Here is a 19,371-nt window from a genome sequence, read left to right on the forward strand (position 1 = left end):
TTTGCAACTAGTTGCATAAACCGTGCCGGTCCTCTACAACTGGAGGCGAACACCGCCGCGCACGGAGGCCGCCATGAGCCGTTACCCCCATCTGCTGAGCCCGCTCGACCTGGGCTTCACCACGCTGCCCAACCGCGTCCTGATGGGCTCGATGCACGTCGGCCTGGAGGAGGCCGACCGCGGCTTCGAGCGCATGGCGGAGTTCTACGCCGCCCGGGCCCGCGGCGGAGTGGGCCTGATCGTCACCGGCGGCATCGCCCCCAACGAAGAGGGGCGCCCGTACGAGGGCGGCGCCAAGCTCACCACCGAGGAGGAGGCCGAGCAGCACCGCGCGATCACCGAGGCCGTGCACCGCGAGGGCGGCCGGATCGCGATGCAGATCCTGCACTTCGGTCGCTACGCCTACCACCGGGACCTGGTCGCGCCGAGCCCGCTCCAGGCCCCCATCAGCCCCTTCCCGCCGCGTGAGCTCACCGACGCGGAGGTCGAGCGCACCATCGACGACTACGCCCGTGCCGCCCGCCTCGCCCGGCGGGCCGGTTACGACGGCGTCGAGATCATGGGCTCCGAGGGCTACCTCATCAACGAGTTCATCGCCGCCCCGACCAACCACCGCACCGACCGCTGGGGCGGCTCGTACGAGAACCGGATGCGCTTCCCCGTCGAGATCGTGCGCCGGGTGCGCGAGGCGGTCGGCGAGGACTTCATCGTCGTCTACCGGCTGTCGATGCTGGACCTGGTGCCCGGCGGCTCCACCCTGGACGAGGTGGTCACCCTCGCGAAGGCCGTCGAGGAGGCCGGCGCGACCCTCATCAACACCGGCATCGGCTGGCACGAGGCCCGGATCCCCACCATCGCGACCTCCGTGCCGCGCGGCGCCTACACCTGGGTGACACAGCGGCTGATGGGGGCGGTGAACATCCCGCTCGTCACCACCAACCGCATCAACACCCCCGAAGTCGCCGAGCAGTTGCTCGCCGAAGGCCGCGCCGACATGATCTCCATGGCCCGGCCGATGCTCGCCGACCCCGACTTCGTGAACAAGGCCGCGGCCGGCACCCCGGAGGCCATCAACACCTGCATCGGCTGCAACCAGGCATGCCTGGACCACACGTTCAGCGGCCGCATCACCTCCTGCCTGGTGAATCCGCGCGCCTGCCACGAGACCGAGCTCGTCCTCTCCCCGACCCGGCTGCGCAAGCGCGTCGCGGTCGTCGGCGCCGGACCGGCCGGCCTCGCCTGCGCGGTGTCGGCGGCCGAACGCGGCCACGACGTCACGCTGTTCGACGCGGCGGACGAGATCGGCGGCCAGCTCAACGTGGCCCGCAAGGTCCCCGGCAAGCAGGAGTTCGACGAGACGCTGCGCTACTTCCGCCACCAGCTCGACGCGCACGGTGTGGACGTCCGACTCGGCACCCACGTCGCGGCCGACGACCTGACGGGCTACGACGAGGTCGTCGTCGCCACCGGCGTCGCCCCGCGCGTCCCCGACATCCCGGGCGTCGACCACCCCAGCGTCGTCGGCTACCTCGACGTACTGCGCGACGGCGCGCCCGTCGGCGACCGGGTGGCGATCCTCGGCGCGGGCGGCATCGGCTTCGACGTCGCCGAGTTCCTCACCGACGGCGGCGACGGGGCGAGCGAGGACCCGGCGGTGTACTTCCGCCAGTGGGGCGTCGACATGGACTACGCCGGCCCCGGTGGCCTCGCCGCCCCGGAGCGACCCGCCCCGCCGCGCACGGTCCACCTCCTCCAGCGCAAGACCAGCAAGGTCGGCGCCGGTCTCGGCAAGACCACCGGCTGGATCCACCGCACCGAGCTCAAGCACCGGGGCGTCACCATGGTCCCGGGCGTGCGGTACGACCGCATCGACGACGCCGGCCTGCACATCACCGTCGGCGACGAGAGCACGGTCCTGGAGGTCGACACCGTCGTGCTGTGCACCGGCCAGGACCCGCGCCGCGACCTCCACGAGGCCCTGCTCGCCGCCGGCACGAAGGCCCACCTCATCGGCGGCGCCGACGTGGCCGCCGAACTCGACGCCAAGCGCGCCATCCAGCAGGGCACCGAGCTGGCGGCGGCACTCTAGTGCCCCGACGGGCAACGTTCGCCCCGTCGCGACGCCCGGCACGCTCTCTCGCCGCACCGGCCGAAAGCCCAAGTACATCCGGTACGAGGACTTCCGGCCGGCACTCCCCCAGCCTTCGGCCGGGGGGACCCCCAGAGCACGCACCGGACGCCGCTCCTTCACGGGCAAACGTTGCCTGTGGGGGCCATAGGCCCCCGGCGACCCCTCCCTAGGATGACGTCATGTCACTCCCGCACGCGATCCTCACCGCCCTGCTCGAGAAGCCGTCCTCGGGGCTGGATCTGACCCGCCGGTTCGACAAGTCGATCGGGTACTTCTGGTCGGCGACGCACCAGCAGATCTACCGCGAGCTGGGAAAACTGGAGGCCGACGGCCATATCCGCGCCCTGCCCGCCGCACAGCCGGCCCGGGGCCAGAAGAAGGCCTACGAGGTCCTGCCCGCGGGCCGCGCCGAACTGGCGCGGTGGACGGCCGCGTCACAGGACCCCAAGCCGCACCGCGACGCGCTGCTGCTCCGGCTGCGTGCCGCGGCCGTCGTCGGCACCGCGGGTCTGGAGGCCGACCTGCGCCGCCACCGGGAGCTGCACCGGATCCAGCTCGCCGAGTACGCGGAGATCGAGAAGCGCGACTTCCCGCCCGGTGACGACAGCGCGCAGGCCAGGCTCCAGCACCTGGTCCTGCGCGCGGGCATCGAGCTGGAGACCTTCTGGATCCAGTGGATCAGCGAGGCACTGGAGAACCTGCCGGTCGTGGAGGACACCCCTCAGGGGCGGTGAAGCGCCAGGGGCGTACAGCGGCTCGGAGTCGGCGCGGCGGCTACAGGCGGTACGGCTTGGCGCGGCGGCGCAGGAACCAGGCTGCCGCGATCACCCCGACGCCCACCAGCGCGCCGCCCACCCCCATCGTCACCGGACCGACGTCCCGGGCCGCGCCGCCGAGGCCGCCCATGACGCCCCGCGACGGCGAGGCGGACGCCGTGGCGGAGATGGTGGGGGTGGACGGGGCCGACACGATCACGGACTGGGTGCCGGCGGTGGTGCCGTTGGAGCACATGACGACCACGGTGTAGGTGCCGGGGGAGACGCCCGACCAGGCGGCGGACTGGCTGACGGTCGTCCCCGACAGCGCCACCTGGCGCCCCTGGGCGAAGCTCGCCTGGCCACTGCCCAGCAGCGCCGCGGTGCCCCAGCTGCCGTTGATCTGGGTGCAGGCACTGGTCACCACCGACACCGTGGAGCCGGTCGTGCTCACGGAGATGCCGGAGACCGCGGCCGCCGGCTGTGCGGTCAGGACGAGCGGCAGCACGGCGGCGGCTGCCACGGCCGGTCCCGAGCGGAGAAGAAGACGGGAAGTGCGCATCGGATGCCCTCCGGCGGCACGGTTGGCGGTACATCCCTTGCGCCGCCGAGGGTCGGGTACGCCCGTGCTGCCTCAGGGGCAGCCAATGTGCCGCCGGAGCCGCCCGCACCCGGACCGCATCCGCGCAGGTGACGGATTCCTTCGGACGGCCCAGGGGGCGGCCCCCGCCCGCACGTTCCGAGGCCCCCCGCTCACACGCCGGTGGTCACCGTCCGCTCCGCCGAGTACGCCCCCCACGTCCCGTCCGGCAGCCGCGCCCGCAGCCGCACCCGGTGCGTGACCCCCTTCTCCCGTCCCGGGCAGAAGCGGTACGCCGCCCTGCCGCGCGGGGGCGTCCCGCCCCACACCAGCGAGGTGACCGTCGAGCCGTCGAGCCGTATCCCGTACTCCGTGACCACGCCGTCCACCGGTGGTGCCACCCAGGACAGGTCGAGGTAGTACGCCCCGTCGGCCGCGCGGTGGGCCGTGGCGCGGAAGCCGGAAGGCGCCGTACCCGCCGTCCCGCCGGCCCCGGCCGGCGTCGACACGCGTACGGCAGGGCCGGCCGGGGACAGATGGTCGGCGGCGTCCCGGGCCCGGACGGTGAACGTGTACGCGGTGCCCGGCCGCAACCCAGTGATGAGGGTCGCCGTCCGGCCCCCGCCGACACTGTGGATCCGCGCACCGCCCTGGTAGACGTCGTACGACACCACCTTCCGGTCGTCCGTGGACGCGGACCAGGACAGCTGGACCGCGCGGCTTTTGGCGGGCCGGCCGGTGACCCGCCCCGGTTGGGCCGGCGCGGAGGTGTCCGCCACGGACGCCGCCGCGGTCGTCGCCCGCACCCGCCGGCTGGGCGGCCCGAGCCGGCCCCGACCGTCGCGGGCCCGCACGGTGAAGACGTAGGAGGTGGCGGGCGCGAGCCGGACGACGTCCAGCATGTGCGCGGTGCCGGGCACGTCGGCGACCTTCGCCGTCCCCCGGTAGACCTCGTAGACGCCGACCGGCGGATCGGCGGTGACCGCGTTCCACATGACGTGCACACTGGTCGCGCTCCCGGCCCGCGCGGTCACCCCCGCGGGGGCGCCCGGGGGCCGCTCCCCGTTCCCGCCGCCGGCCGAGCACCCGCACGACACGGCCAGTGCCAGCCCGCAGAGCATCACACGGCGCACGGCTACGCCTCCCGTCACCGATGCGCGGCGGTATTGGTCCGGACCAATATGGCGGGAGGGTGCGGGCTCGGCAAGAGGGCGAACCCGCGAAGACGGCCGCTGGTCACCGCCGGTTGCGTGACCGCTCAGGAAAATTACGTATGCTGATCCTCCTCCCGGCCCGAACTCTCCTTCGGGGAGACCGAGTTCAGGCCGGTGGCGCGGACCGCTGTCGTCGCTGATCCCGCGCCGGCGCAGCGGGCCGGGGGGCCGGAGCCGAGAGGCCGGCCGGCCCCCCGCCCCTGTCGGGCCGTCAGAAGCGTGCACCGTACGGCCCCCTCGGAATGGCCCCCACGGGCCGCTCCCACCAGATTGGGCTGAGTGTCCGTCACCGTCCCACGAGAGGGTCCCCCCACGTGCGCGCCCAGTCGCTGACCCTGGCCGCGGCCGGCCTCGTCCTGCTGGCCCCGACCACCGGCTCCGTCGCCGCCCGCCACGACCGGGGCAGCCCGGGTGCACCCGCGATACGCCAGGAGGGCGCCGTCCGCGCCGCCGACCTGCTGGCCCGGGTTCGCGACTGCGTTGCCGTCTCCCGGGGCCGCTACCGCACGGACGACGGGATGCCCGCCACCGTGCCGGTCTGCGGCACCCGCGAGGCGGTGTTCTGGACGGCCGACCTGGACATCGACTGCGACGGACGTCCCGGAGCGCACTGCAACAGCGGGACCGACCCGCTGTTCTCCGACGCCACCGCGTACACCCAGTCCGACGGCCGCTACCTCAGCGCCGAGACCCTGCCGTACATCGTGGTGCCCCAGGCGAGCGACCTGTGGAACCCCGGCGATCACGGGGTGCGCGGAGGCGCGGTGGCGGCGGTCGTCTACCGCGACCGGGTCCAGTACGCGGTCGTCGGCGACGTGGGCCCGCCCGACATCATCGGTGAGGCGTCCTACGCGACCGCGGCGGCCCTGGGCATCCGCCCCGACCCGCACGGCGGCGGCACCCCCTCCGGGGTGACCTACATCGTCTTCCGGGACTCCCGCGCCACCCCGATCGAGAGCCATGAGGCCGCAGTGGAGACCGGTGAACGGCTGGCGCGTTCGTTCGTCCGGGCCACCGGCCGGGCGGCGCCGGGGCCGCGAGCGGCGGATGCCCGGCCCCCGGATGCGCCGGCGGGCGGAGGTCCGACGGCCCGCGAGGACCGACGGCCCGAGGCCGGCCCGGCCGCCCGGACGGCGCGCGACGACCAGGCTGCCGAGCAGGCCGAGGACACCGGCGCGCTCCCGGAGGCCACCGACGCCGGGCCGGACGAGGAGACGGGAGCGGACGCCGGAGATGAGGCGGGGGAGGACCCGGGGGAGGAGTAGCGGGGCGGGCGCGGCGGCCCGGACCGAGCCGGCCCGGACCGCCCGCGCCGCCCTCGCCGCCGCCGGAGAGGGACCGGGGTGCGGCCGCTCACACCTTGCGGTAGGCGTACGCCTCGGAGGCCGCCGCCGTGACCGCGTCGAGGTCGGCTCCCGTCGCCGCCGTGACCACCGCGGCCACCGCGCCCTCGACGAACGGGGCGTCCACCAGGCGGGCGGACGCCGGGAGTTCGTCCCCCTCGGCGAGGAGTGCCTTGACCGTGAGCACGGCGCTGCCCAGGTCGGTGAGGAGGGCGACGCCGGCACCCCGGTCGACGGAGGCGGCCGCGGCGGCCACCAGCTCCGCGCTCGTGCCCAGCCCGCCCCCCTCGGTACCGCCCGCCGCCGCGACGGGGACGGCCGCGCCGCCGCCCGCGAGGCCCTTCGCCAGCTCGGCCACGGCGTTCGCCACCGCCGCGCTGTGCGAGACCAGCACGATCCCGACCAGCTTCTCGTCGCTCACCGTCGCCTCACTTCCGTTCACTTCCCGTCGGCCTCGGCGAGCGCCGCGATCAGCAGGGCGGACGAGGTCGCCCCCGGGTCCTGGTGCCCGATGCTGCGCTCCCCGAGGTAGCTGGCCCGGCCCTTGCGGGCCTGGAGGGGGATCGTGGCCTCGGCGCCCCGCTCGGCGGCTGTGCCGGCGGCGCCGAACCCGTCCCCGAGCGCGGCGACCGCCGGCACCAGGGCGTCGATCATCGTCTTGTCGCCCGGGGCGGCGCCCCCGAGCTGCATCACGGCGTCCACACCCGTCCGCAGCGCGTCGGCGAGCTCCGCCTCGCTCACCGCGGCCGCGTCCCCGAGCGCCTTGCCGGTCCGGCGCAGCAGGGTGCCGTACAGCGGGCCGGAGGCGCCCCCGACGGTGGAGATGAGCTGCCGTCCGGCGAGGACGAGAACCGCGCCCGGCGTGTCCGGCTCCTCCTTCGCCAGCGCGGCGGTCACCGCGGTGAACCCGCGCTGGAGGTTGCTGCCGTGGTCGGCGTCCCCGATGGGGGAGTCGAGAGCGGTGAGCCATTCCGCCTCGCGGTGTACGGAAGCGGCGGTCGCCGTCATCCAACGGCGGAAGAAGTCGGCGTCGAGCACAGGATCTCCCCTCACATGCCCCAGCGCAGGCCCGGAGTGCTCACCGGCGCGTCCCACAGGCGCAGCAGTTCCTCGTCGATCTGGCAGACCGTCACCGAGGCGCCCGCCATGTCGAGGGAGGTCACGTAGTTGCCGACGAGTGTCCGGGCGACGGCCACCCCGCGCTGGTTCAGCACCCGCTGCACCTCCGCGTTGAAGCCGTACAGCTCCAGCAGTGGAGTGGCACCCATGCCGTTGACCAGCACGAGGACGGGATTACGCGGGGGCATGTCGTCCAGGACGGCCTGGACGGCGAAGTCGGCGATCTCCCCGGACGTCATCATCGCCCGCCGCTCCCGGCCCGGTTCGCCGTGGATGCCGATGCCCAGCTCCAGCTCGCCGGCCGGCAGGTCGAAGGTTGGGCTGCCCTTGGCGGGCGTGGTGCACGCGCTGAGCGCGACACCGAAACTGCGGGAGTTCTCGTTCACCTGGCGGGCGACGGACTCGACCCGGTCCAGCGGCTGTCCCTCGTCGGCGGCGGCCCCGGCGATCTTCTCCACGAAGAGCGTCGCGCCGGTACCACGGCGCCCCGCCGTGTACAGACTGTCGGTGACGGCCACGTCGTCGTTGACCAGCACCTTGGCGATCTGGATGCCCTCGTCCTCGGCGAGCTCGGCCGCCATGTCGAAGTTGAGCACGTCGCCGGTGTAGTTCTTGACGATGAACAGCACGCCCGCGCCGCTGTTCACGGCGGCCGCCGCGCGCAGCATCTGGTCGGGCACCGGTGAGGTGAACACCTCACCGGGACAGGCCGCGGAGAGCATGCCGGGTCCGACGAACCCCCCGTGCAACGGCTCGTGCCCGGACCCGCCGCCGGACACGAGTCCGACCTTCCCGGCCACCGGAGCGTCCCGCCGTACGACCACCCGGTTCTCCACGTCGACGGTCAGCTCGGGATGGGCGGCCGCCATCCCGCGCAGCGCGTCCGCGACCACGGTCTCCGGCACATTGATCAACATCTTCATGGGTACCTCCTACTGACACGAGCAGGCCTGGTTCCTCCGAGGGAATTATCGACCTTGCGGCGGTGAAGGTCACGTGGGCGGCGGTCCGGGGACCGCGAGGGAGGTCCCGGCCGATCGGGAAAGCGCTTCCCCGGTGTCGTGTGCAAGCAGGTACATTTGCCTGGTCGAGCGGGTGCCGCACGCGGCCTCGAAGCAGCCGTTCCCGCTCCTTCGGAGGAGCAGCCCCAGCAGCCCCCCAAGGAGCAGTCTCATGGACAAGGCCGTGCGCCGCCGCCGTCGGTCGCTCTTCCTTGCCTTCCTGATCGCGGGCATCGCCATGTCCTCGTGGGTGACCCGCACGCCCGCGATCCGGGACCGGCTGGAGGTGTCCACGGCCCAGATGGGGCTGGTGCTGTTCGGGCTGTCGCTCGGCTCGATGGCCGGGATCAGCCTCTCGGGGCGGCTGGTGTCCCGGTTCGGGACCCGGCCCGTCATCGTCTGGGGGACCTGGCTGCTCATCGCGGGGATGGCCGTGATCTGCGCGGGCGCGCTCGCCTCGTCGGTCGCCGGGGTCACCGCGGGCCTGTGTCTCTTCGGCGCCGGCATGGGCGGCGGAGACGTGGCCGTGAACGTCGACGGCACGGACGTCGAGCGGATCAGCGGCCGGACCACCCTGCCGGCACTGCACGGCTGCTTCAGCCTGGGCACGGTGTTCGGGGCCGCCGCCGGGATGGCGGCGACGGCGGCGGGAGTGCCGGTGCACCAGCACCTCGCGGTGGTCGTCCTGCTCGTCGCGGGGCTGCTGCTGTTCGCCGCGCGCGCCATCCCGGCGGGCACCGGCCGGCTCGTGCCGGAGGCGCGGCGGGAGGGCGGCGTCGAGGGGCCGCACCCCGCCGTGTGGAAAGACGGCAGGCTCCTCCTCATCGGCGCGATCGTGCTGGCCATGGCGTTGGCCGAAGGCTCGGCCAACGACTGGCTGCCGCTGCTGATGGTCGACGGACACGGCATGGACGCCACCGCGGGCTCCCTCGTCTACGCCGGGTTCGCCGCCGCGATGACGGTGGGCCGCTTCACCGGCACGTACGTCCTCGACCGCTTCGGCCGGACCACCGTGGTCCGCGCCAGCGCGGCGTCCGGCGCGCTCGGTCTGCTGATCGTCATCGTCTCCGACAGCCCCGTCCTCGCCGGTGCCGCCGTGCTGTTCTGGGGGCTGGGTGCCTCGCTCGGCTTCCCCCTGGCGCTCTCCGCGGCCGGGGAGTCCGGTCCCGACGAGACGGCCCGGGTGAGTCTGGTGGCCGTCATCGGCTACGTCGCCTTCCTCGTCGGACCGCCCGGCCTGGGCTTCCTCGGCGATCACCTCGGCCTGCGCCCGGCCATGCTCGTCGTCCTCGGCTGCGTCGCCTGCGCCGCCTTCCTGGCCCCCGCCGTCGACACGTCCTCCCGCCGGACCACGGACACGGCGACCGGACACCGGGAGACCCCGGAGCACACCCGCTCCTGACCGGCGCGGGCGGGCCCGCACCCTCAGCGGGGCGGCCGGCAGCCCGGGCTCAGCGCGCCGAACGCCTCGTCCAGCAGGTCTTCGAGATCGAGACGCCCGTCCGAAGCCGTCCAGTGGTCCAGCGTCGACGACGAGTCACGGCTCGTCGAACTCCAGGTCGCGCAGGGGCGCCCCGCCCGGACCCGGAGCGTGCTGCTGCCGCCGTCGCACGCCAGGACGTACCGCGCGCGGACCGTGCGCCGGCGCCCCGCCCCGTGGGCCGTCCGGACGATCGCGCCCGTATGTGTATGAACTTCGACAGTCAGGGGTCGATCGCATCGCTCCCGCCCCGGAGCCCCCGCCCTGCGGTAAATTAGTAGGACGTCCTACTATCTCGGGGTCGGCGTACCCCTGATCCGTCCGGGAAGGTCCCCCATGAGCGAAGTGCACCGTCCCGTGCACCCCATTCGGCTGATCACCGCCTCGGCCCTGTTCGACGGGCACGACGCGTCCATCAACATCATGCGCCGGATCTTCCAGTCCCAGGGCGCGGAAGTGATCCACCTCGGTCACAACCGGTCGGTGCAGGAGGTCGTGGACGCGGCGCTGGAGGAGGACGCCCACGGGGTGGCGGTCTCGTCCTACCAGGGCGGGCACGTGGAGTATTTCGAGTACCTGGTCGACTCGCTGCGCGCCCGCGGCGCCGACCACGTCCGGGTGGTGGGCGGCGGGGGCGGGGTCATCGTCCCGGAGGAGATCGCCCGGCTGCGGGGGAGCGGGGTGACCATCTTCTCCCCGGAGGACGGGCAGCGGATGGGCCTGGCCGGGATGGTCAACTCGGTCGTCGCGGACTGCGACTTCGATCTGTGGGACGGCAAGCCGGCCGAGGTGTCCGCCGTCCTCGCGGGCGACCGGTTCGCGATCGCCCGCGCGATCACCGGCGCGGAGCTGGGCAAGCTGCCGGACGACTTCCTGGCCCAGGTGCGGGCCGCGGCGGCGGCCCGGACGGTGCCGGTGCTGGGCATCACGGGCACGGGCGGCTCCGGCAAGTCCTCGCTCACCGACGAGCTGGTGCGGCGCTTCCGGGTCGACCAGCAGGACAAGCTGCGGATCGCGGTGATCGCGGTCGACCCGACCCGCCGCCGGGGCGGCGGCGCCCTGCTCGGCGACCGCATCCGGATGAACTCCCTGGACGGCGCCCGGGTGTTCTTCCGCAGCCTGGCCACCCGGGGCAGCCGTGAGCTGCCCGAGCACCTGTCGGACGTGATCGACGTGATGAAGGCGGCCGGGTTCGACCTGGTGGTCGTGGAGACGCCGGGCATCGGCCAGGGCGACGCGGCGATCGTGCCGTTCGTCGACACCTCGATGTACGTGATGACACCGGAGTTCGGCGCCGCCTCGCAGCTCGAGAAGATCGACATGCTCGACTTCGCCGACGTGGTGGCGATCAACAAGTTCGAGCGGCGTGGCGCGAAGGACGCGATGCGGGACGTGGGCCGTCAACTGGTCCGCAACCGGGAGGCGTTCGGCAAGAGGCCGGAGGACATGCCGGTCTACGGCACCTCCGCCGCCACCTTCAACGACGACGGCGTCACCGCGCTCTACCAGCACCTGCGGACCGCCCTCGGCGAACAGGGGCTGCCGCTGGTCCAGGGCGCGCTGGCCCCGGTCGACGTGCGGCACTCGTCCGGGATCCGGCAGGTGGTCCCGGCGGAGCGGGTGCGCTATCTCGCCGAGATCACCGACACCGTCCGCGCCTACCACGCCGAGACCGCCCGGCTGGCGGCGGCGGCCCGGCGTGTGCAGCGCCTCGACGCCGTACGGGACGAACTCGCCGCGGCCGGCGCGGACGCCGCGAACGTCGCGTCCCTGCTCGACGGCGCCCGTCGCGACCTTCCGCACGCGATCACCGAGCAGCTCGCGAACTGGCCCGCGGTCGTCGCCTCGTACTCCGGCGACGAGCAGGTGGTGAAGGTCCGCGACAAGGAGATCCGCACCAAGCTGACGCGTGAGTCCCTCTCGGGGAACAAGGTGCCCCGGGTCGCCCTGCCCCGCTTCGACGACCACGGTGAGCTGGTGCGGTTCTGGCGCGCGGAGAACCTGCCGGGCAGCTTCCCCTTCACCGCCGGGGTGTTCCCCTTCAAGCGCGACGGCGAGGACCCGGCCCGGATGTTCGCCGGCGAGGGTGACCCGTTCCGCACCAACCGCCGCTTCAAGCTGCTCTCCGAGGGCCAGCCCGCCACCCGCCTGTCCACTGCCTTCGACTCCGTCACCCTCTACGGCCGCGACCCCGACGAGCGCCCCGACATCTACGGCAAGGTCGGTACCTCCGGTGTCTCGGTGGCCACCCTCGACGACATGAAGGCGCTCTACGACGGCTTCGACCTGGTCGCCCCCACCACCTCGGTGTCCATGACGATCAACGGCCCCGCGCCGACGATCCTCGCCTTCTTCCTCAACACGGCGATCGACCAGCAGATCGAGCGGTTCCGCGCCGCCGAGGGCCGTGAGCCGGGCGAGGAGGAGGCGGCCGAGCTGCGCGCCCGTGCCCTGGCGAACGTGCGCGGCACGGTGCAGGCGGACATCCTCAAGGAGGACCAGGGCCAGAACACCTGCCTGTTCTCGACGGAGTTCTCCCTGCGGATGATGGCCGACATCCAGGAGTGGTTCATCGCGCACAAGGTCCGCAACTTCTACTCGGTGTCGATCTCCGGCTACCACATCGCCGAGGCGGGCGCGAACCCGGTCAGCCAGCTCGCCTTCACCCTCGCCAACGGCTTCACCTACGTCGAGGCCTACCTCGCCCGGGGCATGCACATCGACGACTTCGCCCCCAACCTGTCCTTCTTCTTCTCCAACGGCATGGACCCCGAGTACTCGGTGCTCGGCCGGGTCGCCCGGCGGATCTGGGCGGTCGCGATGAAGGAGAAGTACGGCGCGAACGAGCGCTCCCAGAAGCTGAAGTACCACGTCCAGACCTCCGGACGCTCCCTGCATGCCCAGGAGATGGACTTCAACGACATCCGCACGACCCTCCAGGCGCTCATCGCGATCTACGACAACTGCAACAGCCTGCACACCAACGCCTACGACGAGGCGGTCACCACCCCCACCGAGGACTCCGTCCGCCGCGCCCTGGCCATCCAGCTGATCATCAACCGGGAGTGGGGCCTGGCGATGAACGAGAACCCCCTCCAGGGTTCCTTCGTCATCGACGAGCTCACCGACCTGGTGGAGGAGGCGGTGCTGCAGGAGTTCGAGCGGATCAACGAGCGCGGCGGTGTCCTGGGCGCCATGGAGACCGGCTACCAGCGCGGCCGGATCCAGGACGAGTCGATGCTCTACGAGCAGCGCAAGCACGACGGCAGCCTGCCCCTCATCGGCGTCAACACCTTCCGCAACCCGCACGCGGACACCGCCGAACCCGCCACCGTCGAACTGGCCCGGGCCACCGAGGAGGAGAAGGTCTCCCAGCTCGCACGGGTCCGCGACTACCAGGCAGGACACCGCGACCTGGCGCACGAGGCACTGGCCGCTCTGAAGGACGCGGCGGTGAACGACCGCAATGTCTTCGCGGTCCTCATGGACGCCGCCCGGGTCTGCTCGCTCCAGCAGATCACCGACGCGTTCTTCGAGGTGGGCGGCCAGTACCGCCGTAACGTCTGATCCGGCCCCCGGGTCCGCGCCCCGGGAACGGGGCGCGGGTGCGGCCGGGCCCGGCTATGACGAGCGTTACAGTCGAGGGGGCGCGGCCGGACCGGGGCCGCCGGAGGGAGAGCGGTCGTGGGCAAGCCGAGCGCGCCGTCGCGGGAACGCATCGTGGCGGGTGCCGCCGACCTGATCAGCAGGCGCGGCCTGAACGCCGCGAGCATCCGGGAGGTGGCCCGGCATGCCGAGGCGCCGCTCGGCTCGACCTACCACTACTTCCCCGAGGGCAAGCAGCAACTGGCGACCGAGGCGGTGCGGTACGCCGGTGACGCGGTAGCCCGTGTGCTGCGCAAGGAACTGGAGGCGGGTCCGGTCGCCGGACTGCGGGCCTTCCTCGGCCTGTGGCGCGGCATCGTCGTCGAGAGCGACTTCCGCGCGGGCTGCCCGGTGCTCGCCGTCTCCGTGGAGGAGCCGCCGGGCGAGGCGGCGGCGCCCGCCCTCGTGGCCGCCGCCGAGGCCTTCGCCACCTGGGAGCGGCTGCTCACCGACGCGCTGTGCGCGCACGGGGCCGCCCCCGACCAGGCCGTCGAACTCGCGGCCCTGGTCGTGGCCGCCGTCGAGGGGGCCACCGCCATGTGCCGGGCCGGGCGCGGCGTCCAGCCGCTGGACCGGGTCGGGCGGCAGCTCGAAGCGGTGCTCGCGGGCGCCCTCCAGCGCGCCGAGTGACGCGGAGGGCTGGTCCCCGCGTCCCGCGTCAGGCGGTGACCGCCGCGCGGATCGCCTCGGCCTTCTCCTCGGTGAAGACGCCGCTCTCCAGGAGGGAGAGGATCGACAGGACGCCGCCGCGGGATCCCCAGCTGCCCTCCTCGACGACCCGGAAGTTCACCCACCAGGCCGGGGACGGCTCCGGCAGGCCGCAGGCCTCGGCCAGCGCGGCGAGCAGGCGCTCGATGACCTCCGCGCGTACGTCCCGACGCCAGTCGCCGTCCATGACGGCCACGTCGATCACCATGACGTCGAGCTCCTGACCGGCGTCCGTCAGCAGGCGCCCGCCGATCGCCGTCATGTCCGGCTCGCGCTCCACGAAGTGCACCTGGAAACCGGCCCGGGCCGGTGGGCTGAACCGGCCGACCTCGGGCACCAGGACCGCGTCCGTGAGTGTCTCGGCCAGGACCCGGCGCTGGTCCGGGCTCAGGCGACCCGTCGGGGCGTTCACGGTGATGATGGTCAAGACGGCCCCCTATGACGACTGTTATGGGAGCGGCCTGCGCGGCGCCTATGACAGTCGTCATAGGGGGCCGTCGGCCGCGGTCAGCGGGGTCCCTGCCCGGAGTGTCCGCCCCGGTGACGTCCGTGATCGCCGTGCCGGCCCCTGCCGTGTCCGGGCTCCTTGCCGGTGTCCTTGCCCGGGCCGGGCGGGCAGTGCGGGTGCCCGTCCTCGTCGTTCCCGGTTCCGGTCCCGGGCTCGGGCTCCGGTTCGGGGTCCGAGGTCTGCGAAGGCTCGGGCTGCGGGGTCTCGGGAGAGGGGGTGGCGGGCGGCGCGGTCTCCTTCGGGCCGTCGCCCTTGCCGTCGCCCTTGCCGTCGTCGGCCGGGGCTGACGCCGTCTCCTCCTCCGTCGGTGTGGCGGTGGGAGACGGCTTGCCGGTGCTCTTCCCGTCCCCCGGCGGGGCGGGCCGCCCGCTGTCGGCCGACGCCGGTGTCCCGGCCGGCGAGGGCGCGGCGTCGGTGCCCGGGGGGCCGGGGGCGTCGGCCACACCGGCGGACGGCGCCCGCTCCGCGGCCGTCGCCTCGACCGGTGCGGCGGCGAGCACGGGAGGGACCGCTGGCGTCTCCGCCACGGGCAGCCGCCGTACGGGCGCGTCGGCGACCGGGGTGCGCGGGGCCGGTATCGGGGCGGACCTGCCCGGACCGATGACCAGGACGAACGCGGCGGCGCCCGCCACGACCGCGCCCGCCGCCACCGCGGCCTGCGCCTTCGAGCCGCCGACCGCCACCTGGCGCACGCCGTGCAGCAGACCGGCGCCGTGCCCGCCGGCCGTGGCCGCCGCGCCGGCGGTCCCCGCGGTGAACGCCATGAGGAACTTGCCCGTGCCGCCCAGCGCGAACAGCAGCAGCGCCGGCGCGACGATCGCGGGCAGCCGGTCGTTGGCGCGCATCAGCGCGGCCAGCCGGGCGCGGCAGTCGTCGCACGCGTCCACATGGCCGAGCAGCCGTTCCCCCTGGCGCGGCGTCGCGGCGCCCCGGACGTAGGCGGGCATCCGGGTCCAGTGCACCTGGCACGCCGGTGCGTCCGGGGCGCCGGCCTGGGTGCGCAGGAAGGCCTGCCGCATGCCCTCCCGCGCGCGATGCAACAGGACGGCCGTCGCCCCGTCCTTGGTGCCGAGCTGCGGCCCGATCGCGGCCAGCGGCTGCCCCTCCGCCTCCGCCAGCCACAGGGCCTTGACCCAGCGCTCGGGCAGCTGGCCCAGCACCCGCACCACCAGATCCACCTGGGACACCTGCTCGGCCGGGTCGCCGTCGTGCCTGCCCGGCTCCGCGCGCTCGTCGGTGTGCGGGTCCCGTGGTGTCTCGCGCACCGCGGTCCCCGAGGCGATCGCGAGATGCCGCACCGTCGTCCTGAGGTACGCCGGCACGTTCTCGATCTCGTGCCCCTCGGCCAGTCGCCGCCACACCCGGAAGTGCGCCTCGGCGACGAGGTCCTCGGCGGTCCAGGCGTTCCGGGTGAGCGAGCGGGCGTAGGCGACGAGTCGCGGCTGCTGCTCCTCGTAGATCCGGGCGTACGCGGCGGTCGCGGAGGCTTGCGCGGGGACGGCAGTGGACCTGTCGGTCATGGAGGAACGCTCCAGTTGCCTGCTGAGGGCCGAAGGGTTTGTCAGCCTAGATGACAAAACTTTCAAGGAAAGTTGCGAGGGTTGCGTGATGTGGCGCACATCACGCCCGGCCGTGCGCCTCCTGCGAGTGGCGGGACAGCGCGTCGATGACCACCGCCGCGAACAGCACCCCACCGGTGATCACGAACTGCACCGCCGGGGGAGTGTCCGTGATCGCCATGCCCGAGGAGATCGACTGGATGACGAGCATGCCGAGCACCGCGGACCAGGTCGTACCCCGCCCGCCGAACAGGCTGGTGCCGCCGATCACGGCCGCCGCGATGGCGTTCACCAGCAGCACACCCGAGCCCGAACTCTGGCTCACCGACGTGATGCGCGAGGCGAGGAACAGCCCGCCGACCGCGGCCATCGTGCCGGAGATCGCGAACACGGCCGTCTGGACCCGGAACACGCTCAGGCTGGCGCGGCGGGCCGCCTCGATGCTGCCGCCGAGGGCGTACACCTGCCGCCCGTAGTGGGTGCGACGCAGCAGGATGTCCAGGCCGGCCACCACCACGAGGAAGATCAGCAGGGCGAGCGGCAGCCCCTGGAAACGGTTGAGGAGATAGGCCGCGCCGAACGCGACCACCGCCGTGACCGCGGTGCGCACGGCCACCGCAGCCGAGGAGCGGTGCGGCATCCCGACCGCCGTACGGCGTCTGCGGTCCAGGTCGGCACCGAGGAACACCGCCGCGGTGGCCACCGCGGCCACTCCGTAGGCGACGGCGTCCTGGGTGAAGTAGTAGCTGGTCAACCTGGCGACCAGCCCGTTCTCGTCGAGGTTGACGGTGCCGCTGTCGCCGAGGACGGCGAGCATCAGGCCGTTCCAGGTGAGCAGCCCCGCGAGCGTGACGACGAACGCCGGCACCCGGGTCCGGGCGATGGAGAAGCCCTGGACGGTGCCCGTGACGGTGCCGGTGAGCACGCCGACGACGACGGCCAGCCACTCCGGGACCCCGTTGTTCACGTTCAGTACGGCGAAGACGGCCGCCGCCAGGCCGCTGATCGACCCCACGGACAGATCGAGTTCGCCCAGCAGCAGGACGAAGACGATCCCGACCGCGATCAGGCCGGTCCCGACGATGTCCACGCTGAGGTTGGACAGGTTGCGCGGGGACAGGTAGTTCGGGTTGAGGGCCTGGAAGGTGATCCAGACGACGGCGAGCACGAGCACCACGGGCAGGGAGCCCAGCTCCCCCGCCCGCACCTTGCGCTCCAGGAGCGCGAGCACCGCGCGCACGGCACGGACCCCGCCGTCCACGGCCCGGGAGGCGAGCCGCTCGCGCTGCGGCGGGCGGCCCTCGCCCTCGTCGGCGACGACGTCGGCCGCAGTGCCGTCCGTCACCTTGCGCATGTCCTTCACCACCCCGACTCCCGCTGGGCCGGCCGGCGGGGCACGTTCTCCGTGGCGCCGGTGATGGACGCGATGATCTGCTCCTGGGAGGCGGTGTTCACATCGAAGAAGCCGTTGTTGCGGCCCAGCCGCAGCACCGCGGCCCGGTCCGCCAGGGCCTTCACGTCCCCCATGCTGTGGCTGATCAGCAGGACGCCCAGCCCCCGGTCCCGCAGCCGGTCGATGAGGTCGAGGATCTCGGAGGTCTGCTCGAACCCGAGCGCCGCGGTCGGCTCGTCCAGCAGCAGCACGCGGGGGTCGCCGAGGAGCGAGCGGGCGATGGCGACCGTCTGCCGCTGACCGCTGGAGAGCGAGGCGACCGGCCCGCGCAGATCGGGGACCCGCCGGGTCAGGCGCTCCAGCAGCTCCCGGGTGCGGCGCTCCATCTCCATCTCGTCGAGGAACCCGTACCGGCGGATCTCCCGTCCGAGGAAGAGGTTCCCGACGACGTCGAGGTTCCCGCACAGCGCGAGGTCCTGGTAGACGGTGGCGATGCCGAGGTCCCGCGCGTCGTGCGGGCGTCTGATGTGGACCGACCGGCCCTCCCACTCGATGACGCCCTTCTCCGCCGGCGCCACTCCGGAGATCACCTTCACCAGGGTGGACTTGCCCGCCCCGTTGTCCCCCAGGAGGGCGACGACCTGACCGGAGTGGATCTCCAGCTCGATGTCCGTCAGGACGTCGACCACGCCGAAGCGCTTGCACACCCCGCGCAGCGCCAGCAAGGGGGCATCGGGCACGGCAACCAACTCCTTCCCCGGACCCGGACCAGGCCAGAGTCGCGCGATGCGGGCCCGTCAGATCAGCCCCGCCTCCTCGCAGGCGGGCCGGAGCTGGGGGGTGCAGATCTGCTCGGCCGTGTGCAGGCCTTCCTTCACCACGGTGTCCTTGATGGTGTCGGCGGTCACGGGCACCGGCTTGAGCAGCACGGCCGGGACCCGGTCGCCGCCCCGCGGTGTCACCTCGCTCGTCGCGACCCGGTCCAGGCTCTCGCGGCGGGCTGCGGCCACGGCCATCGCCCCGCCGGCCGCGGCTTCCGGACCGAAGGGTTTGAACACCGTCATGTCCTGCTCGCCGGCCACGATGCGCCGCAGCGCGCCCAGTTCGGCGTCCTGGCCGGTGACCGGGGGCAGTGGGGCGACCTTGTTCGCCTTCAGCGCCGAGATGCTGCCGCCCGCCAGTCCGTCGTTGGCCGCGTAGACGCCGTCGATGTTGTCGGCCCCGAGGGCCGCGATGGCCGCGGACATGTTCATGTGCGCGGTCTCCGTCCGCCACTGCAGGGTGTCGTACGCCTTGCCGATCTTCACCTTCCCGCGCAGCACGGACAGCGCGCCCTCCTTGAACAGGGCGCTGTTCGGGTCGGCGGGATCACCGTTCATCATGACGATCTGCGGCTGCGCCGCCCCGTCGCCCATCGCCTTGAGCAGCGCCCGGCCCTGGAGCCGGCCCACCTCCCTGCCGTCGAACGAGACGTACCCGGAGATCGGCCCCTGGGCCAGCCGGTCGTAGGCGATCACGGGGATGCCCGCCGCGTGGGCCTCCGCGACCGACGAGGCGAGCGACTTGCCGTCCACGGCCACCAGCACGATGGCGTCCACCCCCTTGGTGATCATCGAGTCCATCTGTTCCTGCTGGGTGGCGACCTCGCCCCTGGCGTTGGCGTGCTCGATCACGCAGGTGTCGCACAGTTCCCTGATCTTCTTCTCCAGGAGCGGCCGGTCCTGCGCCTCCCAGCGCGCCGTCGTGGCGTCCGGCAGCAGTAGACCGATGCTCGGCGCGGTCTCCCCGGCGGGGTCGTTCCCGGCGTCCGCCCCGCAGGCCGCGAGGGCGACGGCCGCCGAGACCGCGGTCACGGCGGCGGCCGTGTCCCGTATGCAGGCCTTCATGAGTGGTACCTGATGTCGACGACGATGGTGTCGATCGCGGGCGACCGAC

At 73.2% G+C, this 19,371-nt stretch carries 16 protein-coding genes and 1 pseudogene; 6 read left to right on the top strand and 11 right to left on the bottom strand.

Translation table 11 applies throughout. The annotated features are described in order from the left end of the window. Positions 1-73 precede the first annotated feature (73 nt). Positions 74-2,089 (top strand): NADPH-dependent 2,4-dienoyl-CoA reductase, encoded by a 2,016-nt coding sequence (locus tag U5640_RS41335; RefSeq protein ID WP_340384360.1) that lies wholly within the window; start codon positions 74-76, stop codon positions 2,087-2,089. A 221-nt stretch (positions 2,090-2,310) separates the two neighbouring features. Next, positions 2,311-2,865, top strand: a complete 555-nt coding sequence (locus U5640_RS41340; RefSeq protein WP_340384361.1) for a PadR family transcriptional regulator — start codon at positions 2,311-2,313, stop codon at positions 2,863-2,865. Between the two features lie 40 nt (positions 2,866-2,905). Here U5640_RS41340 and U5640_RS41345 read toward each other — a convergent pair whose 3' ends face one another. Both U5640_RS41345 and U5640_RS41350 read right to left on the bottom strand, forming a co-directional pair. Next, positions 2,906-3,448 (bottom strand): hypothetical protein, encoded by a 543-nt coding sequence (locus tag U5640_RS41345; protein WP_340384362.1) that lies wholly within the window; start codon positions 3,446-3,448, stop codon positions 2,906-2,908. 191 nt (positions 3,449-3,639) lie between these two features. Continuing rightward, on the bottom strand, positions 3,640-4,587 hold the full coding sequence (locus tag U5640_RS41350; protein ID WP_340385639.1) for a fibronectin type III domain-containing protein: 948 nt from the start codon (positions 4,585-4,587) through the stop codon (positions 3,640-3,642). Between the two features lie 407 nt (positions 4,588-4,994). Between U5640_RS41350 and U5640_RS41355 the strand changes: the two are divergent. Further along, positions 4,995-5,690, top strand: a pseudogene (locus tag U5640_RS41355) (glycoside hydrolase family 75 protein); the annotation flags it as partial. A 343-nt stretch (positions 5,691-6,033) separates the two neighbouring features. Here U5640_RS41355 and U5640_RS41360 read toward each other — a convergent pair. Genes U5640_RS41360 through dhaK form a run of 3 tightly spaced genes read right to left on the bottom strand, consistent with a single transcriptional unit; the run spans position 6,034 to position 8,065 of the window. Further along, positions 6,034-6,444, bottom strand: a complete 411-nt coding sequence (locus U5640_RS41360; protein WP_340384363.1) for a PTS fructose transporter subunit IIA — start codon at positions 6,442-6,444, stop codon at positions 6,034-6,036. Between the two features lie 17 nt (positions 6,445-6,461). Continuing rightward, entirely contained in the window at positions 6,462-7,061 is a 600-nt protein-coding gene (gene dhaL, locus U5640_RS41365) for a dihydroxyacetone kinase subunit DhaL (RefSeq protein WP_340384364.1), read from the bottom strand. Positions 7,062-7,072: 11 nt separating this feature from the next. Further along, entirely contained in the window at positions 7,073-8,065 is a 993-nt protein-coding gene (gene dhaK, locus U5640_RS41370; protein ID WP_340384365.1) for a dihydroxyacetone kinase subunit DhaK, read from the bottom strand. A gap of 172 nt (positions 8,066-8,237) precedes the next feature. Between dhaK and U5640_RS41375 the strand changes: the two genes are divergently transcribed. Next, complete coding sequence (locus tag U5640_RS41375; protein ID WP_340384366.1) at positions 8,238-9,545, top strand: MFS transporter; 1,308 nt, start codon at positions 8,238-8,240, stop codon at positions 9,543-9,545. Between the two features lie 23 nt (positions 9,546-9,568). On the opposite strand, the gene U5640_RS41380 is transcribed toward U5640_RS41375, so the two are convergent. After that, the gene (locus U5640_RS41380; protein WP_340385641.1) at positions 9,569-9,898 is read right to left on the bottom strand and encodes an FAD-dependent monooxygenase; all 330 of its coding nucleotides are present in this window, start codon (positions 9,896-9,898) and stop codon (positions 9,569-9,571) included. Positions 9,899-9,959: 61 nt separating this feature from the next. Here U5640_RS41380 and icmF point away from each other — a divergent pair, with 61 nt between their 5' ends. After that, positions 9,960-13,190 carry a fused isobutyryl-CoA mutase/GTPase IcmF gene (gene icmF, locus U5640_RS41385; RefSeq protein WP_340384367.1) on the top strand — a complete coding sequence of 1,077 codons (3,231 nt, stop codon included), beginning with the start codon at positions 9,960-9,962 and terminating at the stop codon, positions 13,188-13,190. Between the two features lie 117 nt (positions 13,191-13,307). After that, positions 13,308-13,898, top strand: a complete 591-nt coding sequence (locus tag U5640_RS41390) for a TetR/AcrR family transcriptional regulator (RefSeq protein WP_340384368.1) — start codon at positions 13,308-13,310, stop codon at positions 13,896-13,898. Positions 13,899-13,926: 28 nt separating this feature from the next. On the opposite strand, the gene U5640_RS41395 is transcribed toward U5640_RS41390, so the two are convergent. From U5640_RS41395 to U5640_RS41415, 5 genes are all read right to left on the bottom strand, one after another. Continuing rightward, on the bottom strand, positions 13,927-14,403 hold the full coding sequence (locus tag U5640_RS41395) for a tautomerase enzyme (protein WP_340384369.1): 477 nt from the start codon (positions 14,401-14,403) through the stop codon (positions 13,927-13,929). A gap of 80 nt (positions 14,404-14,483) precedes the next feature. Next, positions 14,484-16,004 carry a sigma-70 family RNA polymerase sigma factor gene (locus U5640_RS41400; protein ID WP_340384370.1) on the bottom strand — a complete coding sequence of 507 codons (1,521 nt, stop codon included), beginning with the start codon at positions 16,002-16,004 and terminating at the stop codon, positions 14,484-14,486. A gap of 100 nt (positions 16,005-16,104) precedes the next feature. Continuing rightward, positions 16,105-17,397, bottom strand: coding sequence for a sugar ABC transporter permease (locus U5640_RS41405; RefSeq protein ID WP_340384371.1), 1,293 nt, complete (start codon positions 17,395-17,397; stop codon positions 16,105-16,107). A gap of 5 nt (positions 17,398-17,402) precedes the next feature. After that, positions 17,403-18,176, bottom strand: a complete 774-nt coding sequence (locus U5640_RS41410; RefSeq protein ID WP_340384372.1) for an ATP-binding cassette domain-containing protein — start codon at positions 18,174-18,176, stop codon at positions 17,403-17,405. Positions 18,177-18,233: 57 nt separating this feature from the next. Further along, positions 18,234-19,322: a substrate-binding domain-containing protein gene (locus U5640_RS41415; protein ID WP_340384373.1), complete on the bottom strand. Its 1,089-nt coding sequence runs from the start codon at positions 19,320-19,322 to the stop codon at positions 18,234-18,236. Positions 19,323-19,371 lie beyond the last annotated feature (49 nt).

Source organism: Streptomyces sp. SS7 (assembly GCF_037993025.1).
GTDB lineage: Bacteria > Actinomycetota > Actinomycetes > Streptomycetales > Streptomycetaceae > Streptomyces.

Bases quoted from the DNA above. Each gene is read 5' to 3' on its own strand.
- U5640_RS41335 (WP_340384360.1), top strand. From the start codon at position 74: ATGAGCCGTTACCCCCATCTGCTGAGCCCGCTCGACCTGGGCTTCACC.
- U5640_RS41340 (WP_340384361.1), top strand. From the start codon at position 2,311: ATGTCACTCCCGCACGCGATCCTCACCGCCCTGCTCGAGAAGCCGTCC.
- U5640_RS41345 (WP_340384362.1), bottom strand. From the start codon at position 3,448: ATGCGCACTTCCCGTCTTCTTCTCCGCTCGGGACCGGCCGTGGCAGCC.
- U5640_RS41350 (WP_340385639.1), bottom strand. From the start codon at position 4,587: ATGCTCTGCGGGCTGGCACTGGCCGTGTCGTGCGGGTGCTCGGCCGGC.
- dhaK (WP_340384365.1), bottom strand. From the start codon at position 8,065: ATGAAGATGTTGATCAATGTGCCGGAGACCGTGGTCGCGGACGCGCTG.
- icmF (WP_340384367.1), top strand. From the start codon at position 9,960: ATGAGCGAAGTGCACCGTCCCGTGCACCCCATTCGGCTGATCACCGCC.
- U5640_RS41400 (WP_340384370.1), bottom strand. From the start codon at position 16,004: ATGACCGACAGGTCCACTGCCGTCCCCGCGCAAGCCTCCGCGACCGCC.
- U5640_RS41405 (WP_340384371.1), bottom strand. From the start codon at position 17,397: ATGCGCAAGGTGACGGACGGCACTGCGGCCGACGTCGTCGCCGACGAG.
- U5640_RS41415 (WP_340384373.1), bottom strand. From the start codon at position 19,322: ATGAAGGCCTGCATACGGGACACGGCCGCCGCCGTGACCGCGGTCTCG.